11 protein-coding genes are annotated in these 14,582 nt (G+C 70.9%); 9 read left to right on the top strand and 2 right to left on the bottom strand.

The annotated features are described in order from the left end of the window. The first annotated feature begins 2 nt into the window (after nt 1–2). The 4 genes from ACT1U9_RS06980 (at nt 3) to ACT1U9_RS06965 (ending at nt 6,584) form a co-directional block, all read left to right on the top strand. Nucleotides 3–1,886, top strand: coding sequence for an IucA/IucC family protein (locus ACT1U9_RS06980; RefSeq protein WP_444537501.1), 1,884 nt, complete (start codon nt 3–5; stop codon nt 1,884–1,886). A gap of 32 nt (nt 1,887–1,918) precedes the next feature. Beyond that, a complete protein-coding gene (locus tag ACT1U9_RS06975) occupies nt 1,919–2,665 on the top strand; it encodes a GNAT family N-acetyltransferase (RefSeq protein ID WP_444537500.1) in 747 nt (248 codons plus the stop codon). 78 nt (nt 2,666–2,743) lie between these two features. Beyond that, nucleotides 2,744–4,576, top strand: a complete 1,833-nt coding sequence (locus ACT1U9_RS06970) for an IucA/IucC family protein (protein ID WP_444537499.1) — start codon at nt 2,744–2,746, stop codon at nt 4,574–4,576. A gap of 37 nt (nt 4,577–4,613) precedes the next feature. Next, complete coding sequence (locus tag ACT1U9_RS06965) at nt 4,614–6,584, top strand: ATP-dependent DNA helicase (protein ID WP_444537498.1); 1,971 nt, start codon at nt 4,614–4,616, stop codon at nt 6,582–6,584. A gap of 79 nt (nt 6,585–6,663) precedes the next feature. Here ACT1U9_RS06965 and lexA read toward each other — a convergent pair whose 3' ends face one another. After that, a complete protein-coding gene (gene lexA / locus ACT1U9_RS06960) occupies nt 6,664–7,458 on the bottom strand; it encodes a transcriptional repressor LexA (protein ID WP_444537497.1) in 795 nt (264 codons plus the stop codon). A gap of 658 nt (nt 7,459–8,116) precedes the next feature. On the opposite strand from lexA, the gene nrdR reads away from it, so the two are divergent. Then, on the top strand, nt 8,117–8,638 hold the full coding sequence (gene nrdR / locus ACT1U9_RS06955; RefSeq protein WP_188275511.1) for a transcriptional regulator NrdR: 522 nt from the start codon (nt 8,117–8,119) through the stop codon (nt 8,636–8,638). A 140-nt stretch (nt 8,639–8,778) separates the two neighbouring features. Beyond that, complete coding sequence (locus tag ACT1U9_RS06950) at nt 8,779–11,673, top strand: vitamin B12-dependent ribonucleotide reductase (RefSeq protein ID WP_444537496.1); 2,895 nt, start codon at nt 8,779–8,781, stop codon at nt 11,671–11,673. A 75-nt stretch (nt 11,674–11,748) separates the two neighbouring features. Here the strand turns inward: ACT1U9_RS06950 and ACT1U9_RS06945 are convergent, their stop codons facing one another. Beyond that, nucleotides 11,749–12,273 carry a TerD family protein gene (locus tag ACT1U9_RS06945; RefSeq protein ID WP_444537495.1) on the bottom strand — a complete coding sequence of 175 codons (525 nt, stop codon included), beginning with the start codon at nt 12,271–12,273 and terminating at the stop codon, nt 11,749–11,751. A 91-nt stretch (nt 12,274–12,364) separates the two neighbouring features. Here ACT1U9_RS06945 and ACT1U9_RS06940 point away from each other — a divergent pair, with 91 nt between their 5' ends. The 3 genes from ACT1U9_RS06940 to ACT1U9_RS06930 all read left to right on the top strand — a co-directional run bounded on the left by ACT1U9_RS06940 (nt 12,365) and on the right by ACT1U9_RS06930 (nt 14,574). After that, nucleotides 12,365–13,192 carry an arylamine N-acetyltransferase family protein gene (locus ACT1U9_RS06940; protein ID WP_444537494.1) on the top strand — a complete coding sequence of 276 codons (828 nt, stop codon included), beginning with the start codon at nt 12,365–12,367 and terminating at the stop codon, nt 13,190–13,192. A gap of 33 nt (nt 13,193–13,225) precedes the next feature. Further along, nucleotides 13,226–13,831 (top strand): YdbC family protein, encoded by a 606-nt coding sequence (locus ACT1U9_RS06935; protein ID WP_444537493.1) that lies wholly within the window; start codon nt 13,226–13,228, stop codon nt 13,829–13,831. A gap of 83 nt (nt 13,832–13,914) precedes the next feature. Further along, on the top strand, nt 13,915–14,574 hold the full coding sequence (locus tag ACT1U9_RS06930; protein ID WP_444537492.1) for a histidine phosphatase family protein: 660 nt from the start codon (nt 13,915–13,917) through the stop codon (nt 14,572–14,574). Nucleotides 14,575–14,582 lie beyond the last annotated feature (8 nt).

The raw sequence follows: 14,582 nt of genomic DNA, 5'->3' as shown, positions 1-14,582 counted from the left end.
CCGTGAACCGCATCCCCGCGCCCGAAGCGCCCGACGGCTCCGGCCGTCCCACCGCCCCCTGCGGTCCCCTTGTGGCAGAGGCGGCGACGGTGCCGCGCCAGAAGGCGGGGATCCACGGCGAACGGCTCACGCCTCCCGACGAACCGCGCAGCCCCGACCTCCTGGACGACCCGGACCCGGCGCTGGCCGCCGAAGCCGCCGCCGTGGAGAACCTGCTGCGCTGCTGGGTACGGGAGAACGACCTGGCCGCGCCCGCCGGGGCCGTGCTGCGCATCCCGCTCGACGCCAGCGGCACCGCGCTGCTCGTCCCCGTCCGGTACTGGTCGGCCACCGGATGGCACCGGTTCGGGATGCCGGAGCTGGAGGGCGCCCCGGCGGACGCCCCGGCCGTCGACGCCGTCACCGTCGCCGCCCTCATCGGGCGCGAGGCCGGACTGCGCGAGAGCGCCGACCTGGTGGGCCGGGTCGCCGACTCGGTCCGCCGCACCGCCCACTTCATCGCCGAGCGGCGCCGCCACCCCGGCCCCGCCGACGCGGCCGACCTCTTCCTCTCCGCCGAGCAGTCCCTCCTCCTCGGCCACCCCCTGCACCCGACCCCGAAGAGCCGCGAGGGACTTTCCGAGGCCGAAGTGCGCTGCTACTCACCGGAGTTGCACGGCGCGTTCCCGCTGCACTGGATGGCCGTCGACCGTTCCGTCCTCGCCGCCGACTCGGCCTGGACCGACGGCGGCCGCGAGGTCGCCGCCGACGACATCGCCACCCGGCTCGCCGACGGGCTCAGCGTCCCGGCGGGCACCGTCCCGCTGCCGCTGCACCCCTGGCAGGCCCGGGAGCTCGCCCATCAGCCGGCCGTCGCCGAGCTCCTGGACGCCGGTTTCCTGCGCGACCTCGGCCCGCACGGCAGCCCCTGGTACCCCACCTCCTCCGTGCGTACGGTGCACCGGCCCGGCACCGACATGATGCTCAAGCTCTCCCTCGGCCTGCGCATCACCAACTCCCGCCGGGAGAACCTGCGCAAGGAGCTCCACCGGGGCGTGGAGGTGCACCGGCTGCTGCGCGCCGGGCTCGCCGAGCGGTGGCAGGCCGCGCACCCCGGCTTCGACATCGTCCGCGACCCCGCCTGGCTCGCCGTCGACGCCCTGGACGGCCGGCCGGTGCGCGGGCTCGACGTGATGATCCGGCACAACCCGTTCGGCCCCAGCGACGACGCCGTCTGCATCGCGGCGCTCACCGCACCGCGCCCCCTGCCCGGCCGCCCGGGGCCCGCGATGCACTCGCGCCTCGCCGACATCGTGGCCCGGCTCGCCGCCCGCACCGGCCGCCCGACCCCGGCCGTGGCCGCCGAGTGGTTCCTGCGCTACCTCGACCACGTCGTACGCCCCGTGCTCTGGCTCGACGCCACGGCGGGCATCGCGCTCGAAGCCCACCAGCAGAACACCCTGGTGCTGCTCGACCCCGACGGCTGGCCGGTCGGCGGCCGCTACCGCGACAACCAGGGCTACTACTTCCGCGAGTCCCACCGCACCGCCCTGGAACGCCTGTTGCCCACAGTCGGCGCCGACAGCGACACGTTCGTCTCCGACGCCGTCACCGACGAGCGCTTCGCGTACTACCTCGGCATCAACAACGTCCTCGGCCTGGTCGGCGCGTTCGGCGCCCAGCGCCTGGCCGACGAGCGCGTACTCCTCGCCGCCCTGCGGCAGTTCCTCACCCGGGCGACGGCGCTCGGCTCGCCGCTGCCCGCCCAGCTCCTGGAGAGCCCGACCCTGCGCTGCAAGGCGAACCTCATGACCCGGCTGCACGGCCTCGACGAACTCGTCGGCCCGGTCGACACCCAGTCCGTGTACGTCACGATCGCCAACCCCCTGCACACCAGCGGAACGTGACCTCACGGCCCACAGACGAGAGGAGCGTCGGCGTGCCTTCCACCGATGCCAGCACCGAGGCCGGAACCGGTCCCGTCCCGGAGACCGACGGCGCCGAGGACACCCTGGACCTGCATCTGCCCGATGAACTCGTCTGCGCGCCCGAGCCCGTACGGGCGGCGGGGAGCGCCGCGCAGCCGTTGTCGGACGCGTACGGAGCGATCGGCGAGGACTTGCTGGATTCCCCCGGCGCCTGGGATCAAGTGGCCACCTCTGCGGGTGACTTCAGGCTCGTGCCCGTACGTGTGGAGCGCGACCTGACTCTGCTGAGCGGCTGGATGAACGATCCCGCCGTCGCCGCCTTCTGGGAGCTGGCCGGGCCCGACGCGGTCACCGCGGCCCATCTGCGCCCCCAGCTCGACGGCGACGGGCGCAGCGTCCCCTGCCTCGGCCTCCTGAACGGCGTCCCGATGAGCTACTGGGAGATCTACCGCGCCGACCTCGACCCGCTGGCCCGCCACTATCCGGCCCGCCCGCACGACACCGGGATCCACCTCCTCATCGGCGCCGTCGCCGACCGGGGGCGCGGCGTCGGCACCACGCTGCTGAGGGCCGTCGCCGATCTGGTCCTCGACAACCGGCCGCTGTGCTCCCGGGTCGTCGCCGAGCCCGATCTGCGCAACACCCCTTCCGTATCCGCCTTCTTGAGCGCCGGGTTCCGGTTCGCCGCGGAAGTCGAACTCCCCGACAAGCGGGCCGCCTTGATGGTCCGCGACCGCGCGCTCAGGAACCTGCTGTGAACACACCGCCGCTCTCGATGCACCGCGTACACCGCATACACCGCCCGAACCGCTTCGGTTCCACCCCGAGGAGTCGCCTTGCCGAATCCGCTTGTCCCCGATGATCTCGACGAACGGGAGGAACAGGCTCCGCTGCTCGCGCCGCCCGAGCTGAACCGCGAGACGTGGGAGCGCGCCGCCCGCCGACTGCTGGCCAAGATGCTCGCGTCCTTCGCGTACGAGGGAATCATCGAGCCGGTCGCGCGGCCGGACGTCGACGGTGAGGACCAGCTCTACACCCAGCCCCTCGACGACGGCTCCGCGCTCACCTTCCGCGCCCGGCGCGGCGCGTACGACGACTGGCGCGTCGACGAGGAATCGATCGGCCACCACGGACAGCCCTTCGACGATCCCCTCCGCTTCCTCGTCCTCGCCCGCCGCACGCTCGGGCTCGACGGCGCCACCTTCGGCCACCTGGTGCGCGAACTGTCCGCCACCCTCGCCGCCGACACCCGCCTCGACCACACCGCGCTGTCCGCCGCCCGCCTCGCCGACGTGGGGTACGAGGAGCTGGAGGGCCACCAGACCGGGCACCCCTGGCTGGTGCTGAACAAGGGCCGGCTCGGGTTCTCGGCCGCCGAGACCGAGCAGTGGGCCCCCGAGGCGCGCCGGGCCGCCCCGCTGCCGTGGCTCGCGGTCCGCTCCGACCTCGCCAGCTACCGGGGCGTGCCGGGACTCGCCGCCCCCGAGCAGCTCTACCGCCGCGAGCTCGACCCGGCGGTCCGCGAGAGCTTCGCCGCCACGCTCCAGGGCCGTGGCCTGGACCCGGACGACTATCTCTATCTGCCCGTCCACCCCTGGCAGTGGGACGAGGTGGTGCTTCCGCTGTTCGCCCCGGCCGTGGCCGACGAGGCGATCGTGCCGCTGCCCGGCGACACGGATCTGCGCCTTCCCCAGCAGTCCATCCGGACCTTCGTGAACACCTCGCGGCCCGAGCGGCACACGGTGAAGCTCCCGCTGTCGATCCTCAACACGCTCGTCTGGCGCGGTCTGCCCACCGAGCGCACCCTCGCCGCCCCCGCCGTCACCGCCTGGGTGCACTCCCTGCGCGACCGGGACCCCTTCCTGCGCGACGAGTGCGGGGTGATCCTGCTCGGCGAGGTCGCCTCGGTGGCGGTCGAGCACCCGGTGTACGACCACGTTGCCGAGGTTCCGTACCAGTACAAAGAGCTTCTCGGGGCGATCTGGCGGGAGCCGCTGCAGAGCCGGCTCGCGCCCGGGGAGCGCGCGCGTACGCTCGCCTCGCTGCTCCACACCGATCCGCGCGGGCGCGCCTTCACCGCCGAGCTCGTCGCCCGCTCGGGCCTGACCCCGCACGTCTGGCTGCGCCGGCTGTTCGGCGCGCTGCTGCCGCCGCTGCTGCGCTTCCTCTACCGCTACGGGACCGTCTTCTCCCCGCACGGCGAGAACGCCATCGTCGTCTTCGACGACCGGGACGTCCCCGTACGGCTGGCGATCAAGGACTTCGTCGACGACGTGAACATCAGCGCGGAGCCGCTGCCCGAGCACGACGCGATGCCCGGTGACGTACGGGAGGTGCTGCTCACCGAGCCGCCCTCCTTCCTCACCCAGTTCATCCATTCCGGGCTCTTCGTCGGCGTCTTCCGCTTCCTGGCGCCGCTGTGCGAGGCGCAACTGGACGTCGCGGAGGACGAGTTCTGGGCATTGGTACGGGACGAGATCGTGCGCCACCAGGCCAGGTTCCCCGAGCTCAAGGACCGCTACGAGACGTTCGACCTGCTCACCCCGCGTATCGAGCGGCTGTGCCTGAACCGGAACCGGCTGCACCTGGACGGCTACCGGGACCGCTCCGAGCGCCCGCACGCGGCCGTCGAGGGCACCGTCCCGAACCCGCTCGCACCTCCGGCGTGATCGGATTGTCAGTGGCGCGCCATAGAGTGGACGGGCTATGACGAAGCCATCTCTCCCCGAGCTCCTGCACGCCGCCGTATCCGCCGTCGGCGGTGTGGAGCGGCCCGGCCAGGTCACGATGGCCACGGCCGTCGCCGACGCCATCGACGACAGCTCCCACCTGCTCGTCCAGGCCGGCACCGGCACCGGAAAGTCCCTGGGCTATCTGGTGCCCGCGCTCGCGCACGGCGAGCGCGTGGTGGTGGCCACGGCGACGCTCGCGCTCCAGCGCCAGCTCGTGGAGCGTGACCTTCCGCGTACGGTCGAGGCGCTGCACCCGCAGCTGCGCCGGCGCCCGCAGTTCGCCATGCTCAAGGGCCGCTCCAACTACCTCTGTCTGCACCGCCTGCACGAAGGTGTGCCGCAGGAAGAGGAGGAGGGTCTCTTCGACCAGTTCGAGGCGGCCGCGCCCAGCAGCAAGCTCGGCCAGGACCTGCTGCGGATGCGGGACTGGGCGGACGAGACCGAGACCGGGGACCGCGACGACCTGACGCCGGGCGTCTCCGACAAGGCCTGGGCCCAGGTGTCCGTGTCGTCCCGAGAGTGCCTGGGCGCCACTAAGTGCGCGTACGGGGCGGAGTGCTTCGCGGAGTCGGCCCGTGAGCGCGCCAAGCTCGCCGACGTCGTGGTCACCAACCACGCGCTGCTCGCGATCGACGCCATCGAGGGCGCCCCGGTCCTGCCGCAGCACGAGGTGCTGATCGTCGACGAGGCCCATGAGCTGGTCTCCCGGGTCACCGGCGTCGCCACCGGCGAGCTCACTCCCGGGCAGGTCAACCGGGCCGTGCGGCGCGCCGCCAAGCTCGTCAACGAGAAGGCGGCCGACCAGCTCCAGACGGCCGCCGAGGGCTTCGAGCGGCTGATGGAGCTCGCGCTGCCCGGCCGTCTGGAGGAGATCCCGGAGGATCTCGGGTACGCGCTGATGGCTCTGCGTGACGCGGCCCGCACGGTGATCTCGGCGATCGGCTCGACCCGCGACAAGTCGGTCCAGGACGAGGACGCCGTACGCAAGCAGGCGCTCGCGGCGGTCGAGACGGTCCATGATGTCGCCGAGCGGATCACCAACGGCTCCGAGTGGGACGTCGTCTGGTACGAGCGGCACGACCGGTTCGGCGCGTCCCTGCGGGTCGCTCCGCTCTCGGTCTCCGGGCTGCTGCGCGAGAAGCTGTTCGCCGAGCGCTCGGTGGTGCTCACCTCGGCCACGCTCAAGCTCGGCGGCGACTTCAACGGGGTGGGCGCATCGCTCGGCCTGGCCCCGGAGGGCACCGAGGGGGAGGACGTCCCGCAGTGGAAGGGCCTGGATGTCGGCTCGCCCTTCGACTACCCGAAGCAGGGCATTCTCTATGTCGCGCGCCATCTGGCCACGCCGGGCCGGGAGGGCTCGCGGGGCGACATGATGGACGAGCTGGCGGAGCTGGTCGAGGCGGCCGGGGGCCGGACGCTCGGCCTCTTCTCCTCGATGCGGGCGGCCCAGGCGGCGGCCGAGGAGCTGCGCGGGCGGCTCGACAAGCCGATCCTGCTCCAGGGCGAGGACACGCTCGGCGAGCTGATCAAGACGTTCGCGGGCGATCCGGAGACCTGTCTGTTCGGCACGCTGTCGCTGTGGCAGGGCGTGGACGTGCCGGGCGCCAGCTGCCAGCTGGTGGTCATGGACCGGATTCCGTTCCCGCGCCCGGACGACCCGCTGATGAGCGCACGGCAGAAGGCGGTGGAGGAGGGCGGCGGCAATGGCTTCATGGCGGTCGCCGCGACCCATGCCGCGCTGCTGATGGCGCAGGGCGCGGGCCGTCTGGTGCGGGCGACCGGGGACCGGGGCGTCGTCGCCGTCCTCGACCCGAGGCTGGCCAACGCGCGCTACGGCAGCTATCTGCGGGCCTCGCTGCCCGACTTCTGGTACACCACGGACCGCAACCAGGTACGCCGCTCGCTGGCGGCGATCGACGCGGTGGCGAAGGCGGACGGGAAGTAGCCCCCCGGACACAACGGACACAACAGGGCCCCGGGACCGGCGCAGTGGGTCCCGGGGCCGGTCCTTGGCGGCCGGTCGGTCAGACCCGCCGCAGCACCGCCACCACCTTGCCGAGGATCGTCGCCTCGTCGCCGGGGATCGGCTGGTAGGCGGCGTTGTGCGGGAGCAGCCAGATGTGGTTGTCCTCGCGCTTGAAGCGCTTCACGGTGGCCTCGCCGTCGAGCATGGCGGCCACGATGTCACCGTTCTCGGCGACCGGCTGGCGGCGCACCGTGACCCAGTCGCCGTCGCAGATCGCGGCCTCGATCATCGAGTCGCCGACGACCTTCAGGACGAAGAGCTCGCCGTCGCCGACCAGCTGGCGGGGGAGCGGGAACACGTCCTCCACCGACTCCTCGGCGAGGATCGGGCCACCGGCGGCGATACGGCCGACCAGCGGGACATAGGACGCGGCCGGTTTGCCGGTGGTGTCCGTCGGCTGGGTGCTGGGCTGGTCCGAGCCGCGCACCTCGTACGCGCGCGGCCGGTGCGGGTCGCGGCGCAGGAAGCCCTTGCGCTCCAGGGCCATCAGCTGGTGGGCGACGGAGGACGTGCTGGAGAGACCCACCGCCTGACCGATCTCCCGCATCGACGGCGGGTAGCCCCGGCGCTGGACGGAGTCGCGGATGACCTCGATGACCCGCCGCTGGCGGTCCGTGAGACCGGAGCTGTCGGCCCTGATGCCTGGAGGTCGGCCGGGCAGCGAGCGCGCGGGCCGCGCGGGGTCGCCGCCCTCCTGGTTCGTGACTACGTCATTCATGGCATGCACCGGCTCAAGTCGGGTCTGGGAGCGGTTCTGGGCAGTGATGGTGGCACTGTCTGCGGTGGTGGTCACGTCGGCCCCTCTCGAAATGGTCTCCCTAGCTGGACAACGGTAGTTGCTTTCGAAAGGTTGCGCCAAACACACGTTCGAGTGAAAAATCGCAGAAAGCGTGACGCGATTATGGGGCGGGGTGTATGCGAGCCCCCTTTACGGGGGTCGACCGGCAGGCAATTCGGTCGATTAGGTACCCTTCACCACGGGAACCACATCCGGAGCCGAACGCCGGGGCGACGCCCCCGAAGGCTCCGCCGACGACCGCCGCACCCTGCGTACGTACGACGTACGTACGACGTACGTACGACGGCGGCGCGGTGGTCGATACCGGTCACCCAGTTTGCCATCCGGACTGGAGGAAACCCCGGCGGGGCGCGCCCGTTCCTCATTCGCGTCGCCCTGCGGCGACATTTCGTCGCCCTGTGGCGGCGGCGGGCGAACACGGCCCGGAATCAAGCCGGTACGAGGTGTTCCGTATGCGGCCGCGCCGCGACACGCGGTAGTGGGGTGATGACGGCGAAACCCCAGATGTAGTGGTTGGATGGACGCAGTCACCCAGAAGTTGTGGTCTTGGTCCTTCGGGGTCGCGGCCATCGCCTATGCTTGTGGCTGCTTCGCGGGGCCCAACGGGCCTGGCGGGGCTATTCAGTCGTGCTGTGAAGGAGGGTTGGGATTTATGCACTGCCCCTTCTGCAGGCACCCCGACAGCCGTGTCGTCGACAGCCGGACCACCGACGACGGCACGTCGATCCGCAGGCGCCGTCAGTGCCCCGACTGCTCCCGTCGCTTCACGACGGTGGAGACGGCCTCGCTGATGGTGATCAAGAGGTCGGGCGTCACTGAACCCTTCTCGCGCACCAAGGTCATCTCTGGCGTCCGCAAGGCGTGCCAGGGGCGGCCGGTCACCGAGGACGCCCTCGCCAAGCTCGGCCAGCGGGTCGAGGAGGCGGTGCGCGCCACCGGCAGCGCCGAGCTGACCACCCACGACGTGGGGCTGGCCATACTCGGCCCGTTGCAGGAGCTCGACCTCGTCGCGTACCTGCGCTTCGCGTCCGTGTACCGGGCATTCGACACCCTTGAAGACTTCGAGGCCGCCATCGCGGAACTCCGCGAACAACGGCCTCCCGCGAACCTCGCGGACGCGCGCGTGGCCGGAGTGACCCCCGAGGTCCCCGTGCCCGCCACCGCCGCCGACTGACCGGCGGCCCGGCCGCCCACCGGCGGCAATCCAGGACCTGCAACGGGCGCTCTGCGCGGCGCCCGGGGCACAAGACAGACACCGTGCCACGGGAACATTCGGGCACTTCTGGGCGTTTTCGCCCGCGTATGGGAGGCGGCATGACAGAGACGGCGAGCGGCCCGGCACGAGGATCCCGCACCAAGGGATCCAAGGCGAGCAAGGGTCTGCGCATCGAGCGCATCCACACCACTCCGGGCGTGCATCCGTACGACGAGGTGGCCTGGGAGCGCCGTGACGTCGTCATGACCAACTGGCGCGACGGCTCGATCAACTTCGAGCAGCGTGGCGTCGAGTTCCCCGACTTCTGGTCGGTGAACGCGGTCAACATCGTCACCAGCAAGTACTTCCGCGGAGCCGTCGGCACCCCGCAGCGCGAGACCGGTCTCAAGCAGCTCATCGACCGGATCGTGAAGACGTACCGCAAGGCCGGTGAGGACCACGGCTACTTCTCCTCGCCCGCCGACGCGGAGATCTTCGAGCACGAGCTGGCGTACGCCCTCCTGCACCAGATCTTCAGCTTCAACTCGCCGGTGTGGTTCAACGTCGGCACGCCCCAGCCGCAGCAGGTCTCGGCCTGCTTCATCCTGTCCGTCGACGACTCCATGGAGTCGATCCTCGACTGGTACAAGGAAGAGGGCATGATCTTCAAGGGCGGCTCCGGCGCCGGCCTGAACCTCTCCCGTATCCGCTCCTCCAAGGAACTGCTGTCCTCCGGCGGCAACGCCTCGGGTCCGGTCTCCTTCATGCGCGGCGCGGACGCCTCCGCCGGCACCATCAAGTCCGGTGGTGCCACCCGCCGCGCGGCCAAGATGGTCATCCTCGACGTCGACCACCCCGACATCGAGAACTTCATCGAGACCAAGGTGAAGGAGGAGGAGAAGATCCGCGCGCTGCGCGACGCGGGCTTCGACATGGACCTGGGCGGCGACGACATCACGTCCGTCCAGTACCAGAACGCCAACAACTCGGTCCGCGTGAACGACGAGTTCATGAAGGCGGTCGAGACCGGCGGCAAGTTCGGGCTGCGCGCCCGGATGACCGGTGACGTCATCGAAGAGGTCGACGCCAAGTCCCTCTTCCGCAAGATGGCCGAGGCGGCCTGGGCCTGCGCCGACCCGGGCATCCAGTACGACGACACCATCAACCACTGGCACACCTGCCCGGAGTCCGGCCGGATCAACGGCTCGAACCCGTGCAGCGAGTACATGCACCTGGACAACACGTCCTGCAACCTCGCCTCGCTGAACCTCATGAAGTTCCTCAAGGACGACGGCGAGGGCCACCAGTCCTTCGAGGTCGAGCGGTTCGCCAAGGTCGTCGAGCTGGTCATCACCGCGATGGACATCTCCATCTGCTTCGCGGACTTCCCGACCCAGAAGATCGGCGAGAACACCCGCGCCTTCCGCCAGCTCGGCATCGGCTACGCCAACCTCGGCGCCCTGCTGATGGCGACCGGCCACGCGTACGACTCGGACGGCGGCCGCGCGCTCGCCGGCGCCATCACCTCGCTGATGACCGGCACCTCGTACAAGCGCTCCGCGGAGCTCGCCGCGGTCGTCGGCCCGTACGACGGCTACGCCCGCAACGCCGCGCCGCACCAGCGCGTCATGAAGCAGCACGCCGACGAGAACACCAAGGCCGTCCGCATGGACGACCTGGACTCGCCGATCTGGGCCGCCGCCACGGAGGCCTGGCAGGACGTCGTCCGCCTCGGCGAGAAGAACGGCTTCCGCAACGCCCAGGCGTCGGTCATCGCCCCGACCGGCACCATCGGTCTGGCGATGTCCTGCGACACCACCGGCCTTGAGCCCGACCTCGCGCTGGTCAAGTTCAAGAAGCTGGTCGGCGGCGGCTCGATGCAGATCGTCAACGGCACGGTCCCGCAGGCGCTGCGCCGCCTGGGCTACCAGCCGGAGCAGATCGAGGCGATCGTCGCCCACATCGCCGAGCACGGCAATGTGATCGACGCCCCCGGTCTCAGGACCGAGCACTACGAGGTCTTCGACTGCGCGATGGGCGAGCGCTCCATCTCCGCGATGGGCCACGTCCGCATGATGGCGGCCATCCAGCCGTGGATCTCGGGCGCGCTCTCCAAGACGGTCAACCTGCCGGAGACGGCGACCGTCGAGGACGTCGAGGAGGTCTACTTCGAGGCGTGGAAGATGGGCGTCAAGGCGCTCGCGATCTACCGCGACAACTGCAAGGTCGGCCAGCCCCTCTCCGCCAAGACCAAGGAGAAGGAGAAGGCGGAGGTCACCGAGAAGGCCGAGGCGGAGATCCGCAAGGCCGTCGAGAAGGTCGTCGAGTACCGCCCGGTCCGCAAGCGTCTGCCCAAGGGCCGCCCGGGCATCACCACCTCCTTCACGGTCGGTGGCGCCGAGGGCTACATGACGGCCAACTCCTACCCGGACGACGGTCTGGGCGAGGTCTTCCTGAAGATGTCCAAGCAGGGCTCGACCCTCGCGGGCATGATGGACGCCTTCTCGATCGCCGTCTCGGTCGGTCTGCAGTACGGCGTGCCGCTGGAGACGTACGTCTCGAAGTTCACCAACATGCGCTTCGAGCCGGCCGGTATGACGGACGACCCGGACGTGCGGATGGCGCAGTCGATCGTCGACTACATCTTCCGCCGCCTGGCGCTGGACTTCCTGCCGTTCGAGACGCGCTCCGCCCTCGGTATCCACTCCGCCGAGGAGCGCCAGCGTCACCTGGACACCGGTTCGTACGAGCCGGCCCTGGAGGACGAGGAGGTGGACGTCGAGGGCCTGGCCCAGTCCGCCCCGCGTCACACCGAGACGCTGAAGGCCGTGGCCGCGCCCAAGCCGGCGGTCGTCGAGGCCCCCAAGGTCGTGCACAACTCGGCCGAGCTCGTCGAGATGCAGCTCGGTGTCAGCGCCGACGCGCCGCTCTGCTTCTCCTGCGGTACGAAGATGCAGCGGGCCGGTTCCTGCTACATCTGCGAGGGCTGCGGCTCGACCAGTGGTTGCAGCTGACACGGCGAGTGTCATTGAGGGCTGAAAGGCCCTGAAGGAGCGGGGACCGGTCAACTGCCGGTCCCCGCTTCGGCGTTACGCGGCCGAGCCCATCGCGACCGTGAACGCGTCCGGGTCCAGGTCGAAGCCCCGCAGGCACGGGTGGAACTCCCAGGCGCCGGACTCGGCGCGCACGAACTCGGCCACCACCGCTGCCGTACTTCCCGCCACCGCCGAGAAGTCGTGCTCGGCGAGCAGGGTGTAGCCCTCGCGGATCCGTACGCCCGGGGCGGCGATGTCGGCGAAGACGAGTCTGCCCGCGTGCTGCTGGATCACCACGCCCACCACCACGCGCGCGTGGGCCTCGGGCTGGCGGGCGAACTCGATGGTCATGACCTCGTCGTCGCCGAAGCCCTGGCCGGTCGTGCTGTCGCGGCTGAGATACACCGTTCCGTCCGGGGAGCGGCTGTCGAAGTGCACCAGATAGGCGGGCGGCCCGTACGGCGCCCCGGCCGGGTAGACGGCGGCGATCACATCGAGGTCGTGGTCCGGCGCCCCCACGGGACTGGGGTCCCAGCGCAGTGCCACCTCGACCTTGTCGAGCCCCTTGCTGATGCTCATCTCCCCATGCTGCCACGCTCTTCGCGCGCGTGGCACGATCATTGTGGTGGGCGGGGGCCACGAAGGCCCCTGGATATCCAGGAGGTTGGAGATGTGGAACGGTGAAGAGATCGACCTGGACGCGTACTTCGCGCGGACCGGGTACGAGGGCGGTACGGCGCCGACGCTGAGCACGCTGCGTGCCCTGCACCGGGCGCACACGGTCGGCATACCCTTCGAGAACCTCGACGTGGCGCTCGGCAGACCCGTGCCGCTGGACGTCAAGAGCATCCAGCGCAAGCTGGTGGAGCAGTCGCGCGGGGGCTACTGCTATGAGCACAACACGCTCTTCGCCGCCGTCGTGGAGCGCCTCGGCTTCGAGGTGGTGGCGCGCGGGGCGCGCAACCGGACGCGCGGTGCCGTACTGCCGCCGGTCACGCACGCGTTGCTGGTCGTCACCGTCGACGGAGAGCAGTGGCTGTGCGACACCGGCTTCGGCAGCCAGGGCCCGCTGGAGCCGGTGCCGCTGCGCGACGGCGCGGTGGTCGAGCAGGGCGGCTGGACGTTCGGGATCACCGCCGAGGACGACGGCATCCATGTGCTGAGCTCGCTGCGGCCCGAGGGGTGGGTGGGGCTGTACGCCTTCGCCCCGCAGCGGCTCTACCCCGCCGACTTCGCGGTCATGAACCACTACAGCTCCTCGCATCCGGCGTCCAAGTTCGTCGGCCAGGTGGTGGCGCAGCGCAGGGCGCCCGACGTTCGTCGCGCGCTGGTGCGTGATGAGCTCACCACCACCCGTACGGACGGTTCGGTCGAGCAAGTGACCGTGCCCGCCGGTGAGTTGGGGCGGGTCCTGACCGACGTGTTCGGGATCGTGCTGACGGACGACGAGGTCGTACGTCTCGCCGAGCTCGGGCCGGGCGGGTCCGCCGGAGCGTGACCGGGGCCGGGCTCCGCGCCGTACGATGGCGCGGTGCTGGTCAAGTGGATTCGCTGCACCGTCGTCGACCGTCCCGGTTTCGACCGGGGCCAGCGGAAGTGGGCGGGGCTGCTGGGGGAGCCGGGGTTCCGGGGCCAGGGCGGCGGGTGGAGCCGGGGGCGGCCGGATGTCGCCCATGTGTTCACGTTCTGGGAGAGCCGGCCGTTCTACGACTCGTTCATGGCGCGGGCGCACGACCGGCTCGCGGCCGCCCAGTCCGGCACCTACCGGGACGCCCGGGCCGTGCTCTTCGCCCACCGCTTCGACGTGAAGACCGGCTTCGAGCCGCGCTTCACGGACGCCGACGTGGTGCGGGTCGCGCACTGCCGGGTGTACGAGGACCGGGTCGAGCACTTCGCGCTGGCGCAGGAGAAGATCTGGAACCCGGCGATGGCCGGGTCGCCGGGAATGCTGCGCGGGGTGTTCGCCGAGGCGCCGGGGAACGAGTTCCTGGTGCTCTCCATGTGGCAGTCCGCCGCCGAGCACGGAAAATACCGGGCCGACCGGGTCGAGCGGCTGTCGCTGCGCGCCCAGACGGAGGCCGATGTGGCGGCGCTCACGGGCGACGTCGTCGACCTCAATCCCACCTGGACGGTCTGACCGGACATGCACCGGAGGCCCCGGTACGCCGTACGGGCCCGGACGAGTGCTCGAACGCGCGCGCGGCGATCTAGGGTTTGTGCATGGCAAGACCGCGTCGCATCGTCCTCGTCCGGCACGGCGAGTCGGAGGGGAACACCGATGACACCGTGTACGAGCGCGAGCCGGACCACGCGCTGCGGCTCACCGAGACCGGGCGGCGCCAGGCCCGGGCGAGCGGGGAGCGGCTGCGCGAGATATTCGGGCGCGAGCGCGTCAGTGTGTACGTCTCGCCGTACCGCCGCACCCATGAGACGTTCCGGGAGTTCGGGCTCGACCCGGACCTGGTGCGCATCCGCGAGGAGCCGAGGCTGCGCGAGCAGGACTGGGGGAACTGGCAGGACCGCGACGACGTACGCCTGCAGAAGGCCTACCGGGACGCGTACGGGCACTTCTTCTACCGCTTCGCGCAAGGCGAGTCGGGGGCGGATGTGTACGACCGGGTGGGGTCGTTCCTGGAGAGTCTGTACCGCAGCTTCGAGGCGCCGGACCATCCGCCGAACGTCCTGCTCGTCACCCACGGGCTGACCATGCGGCTGTTCTGCATGCGCTGGTTCCACTGGACGGTGGCCGACTTCGAGTCGCTGTCCAACCCCGGGAACGCGGAGACGCGCACGCTCCTTCTCGGTACGGACGGGCGCTACACCCTGGACCGGCCGTTCGCCCGCTGGCGCGTCCCCGAGCCGTATGGGATCTCCGGTTAGAGTGGGTG

This window comes from Streptomyces sp. BR1, from assembly GCF_052373795.1.
Taxonomy (GTDB): domain Bacteria; phylum Actinomycetota; class Actinomycetes; order Streptomycetales; family Streptomycetaceae; genus Streptomyces.
This window is presented reverse-complemented; position numbering and strand designations above follow the sequence as displayed.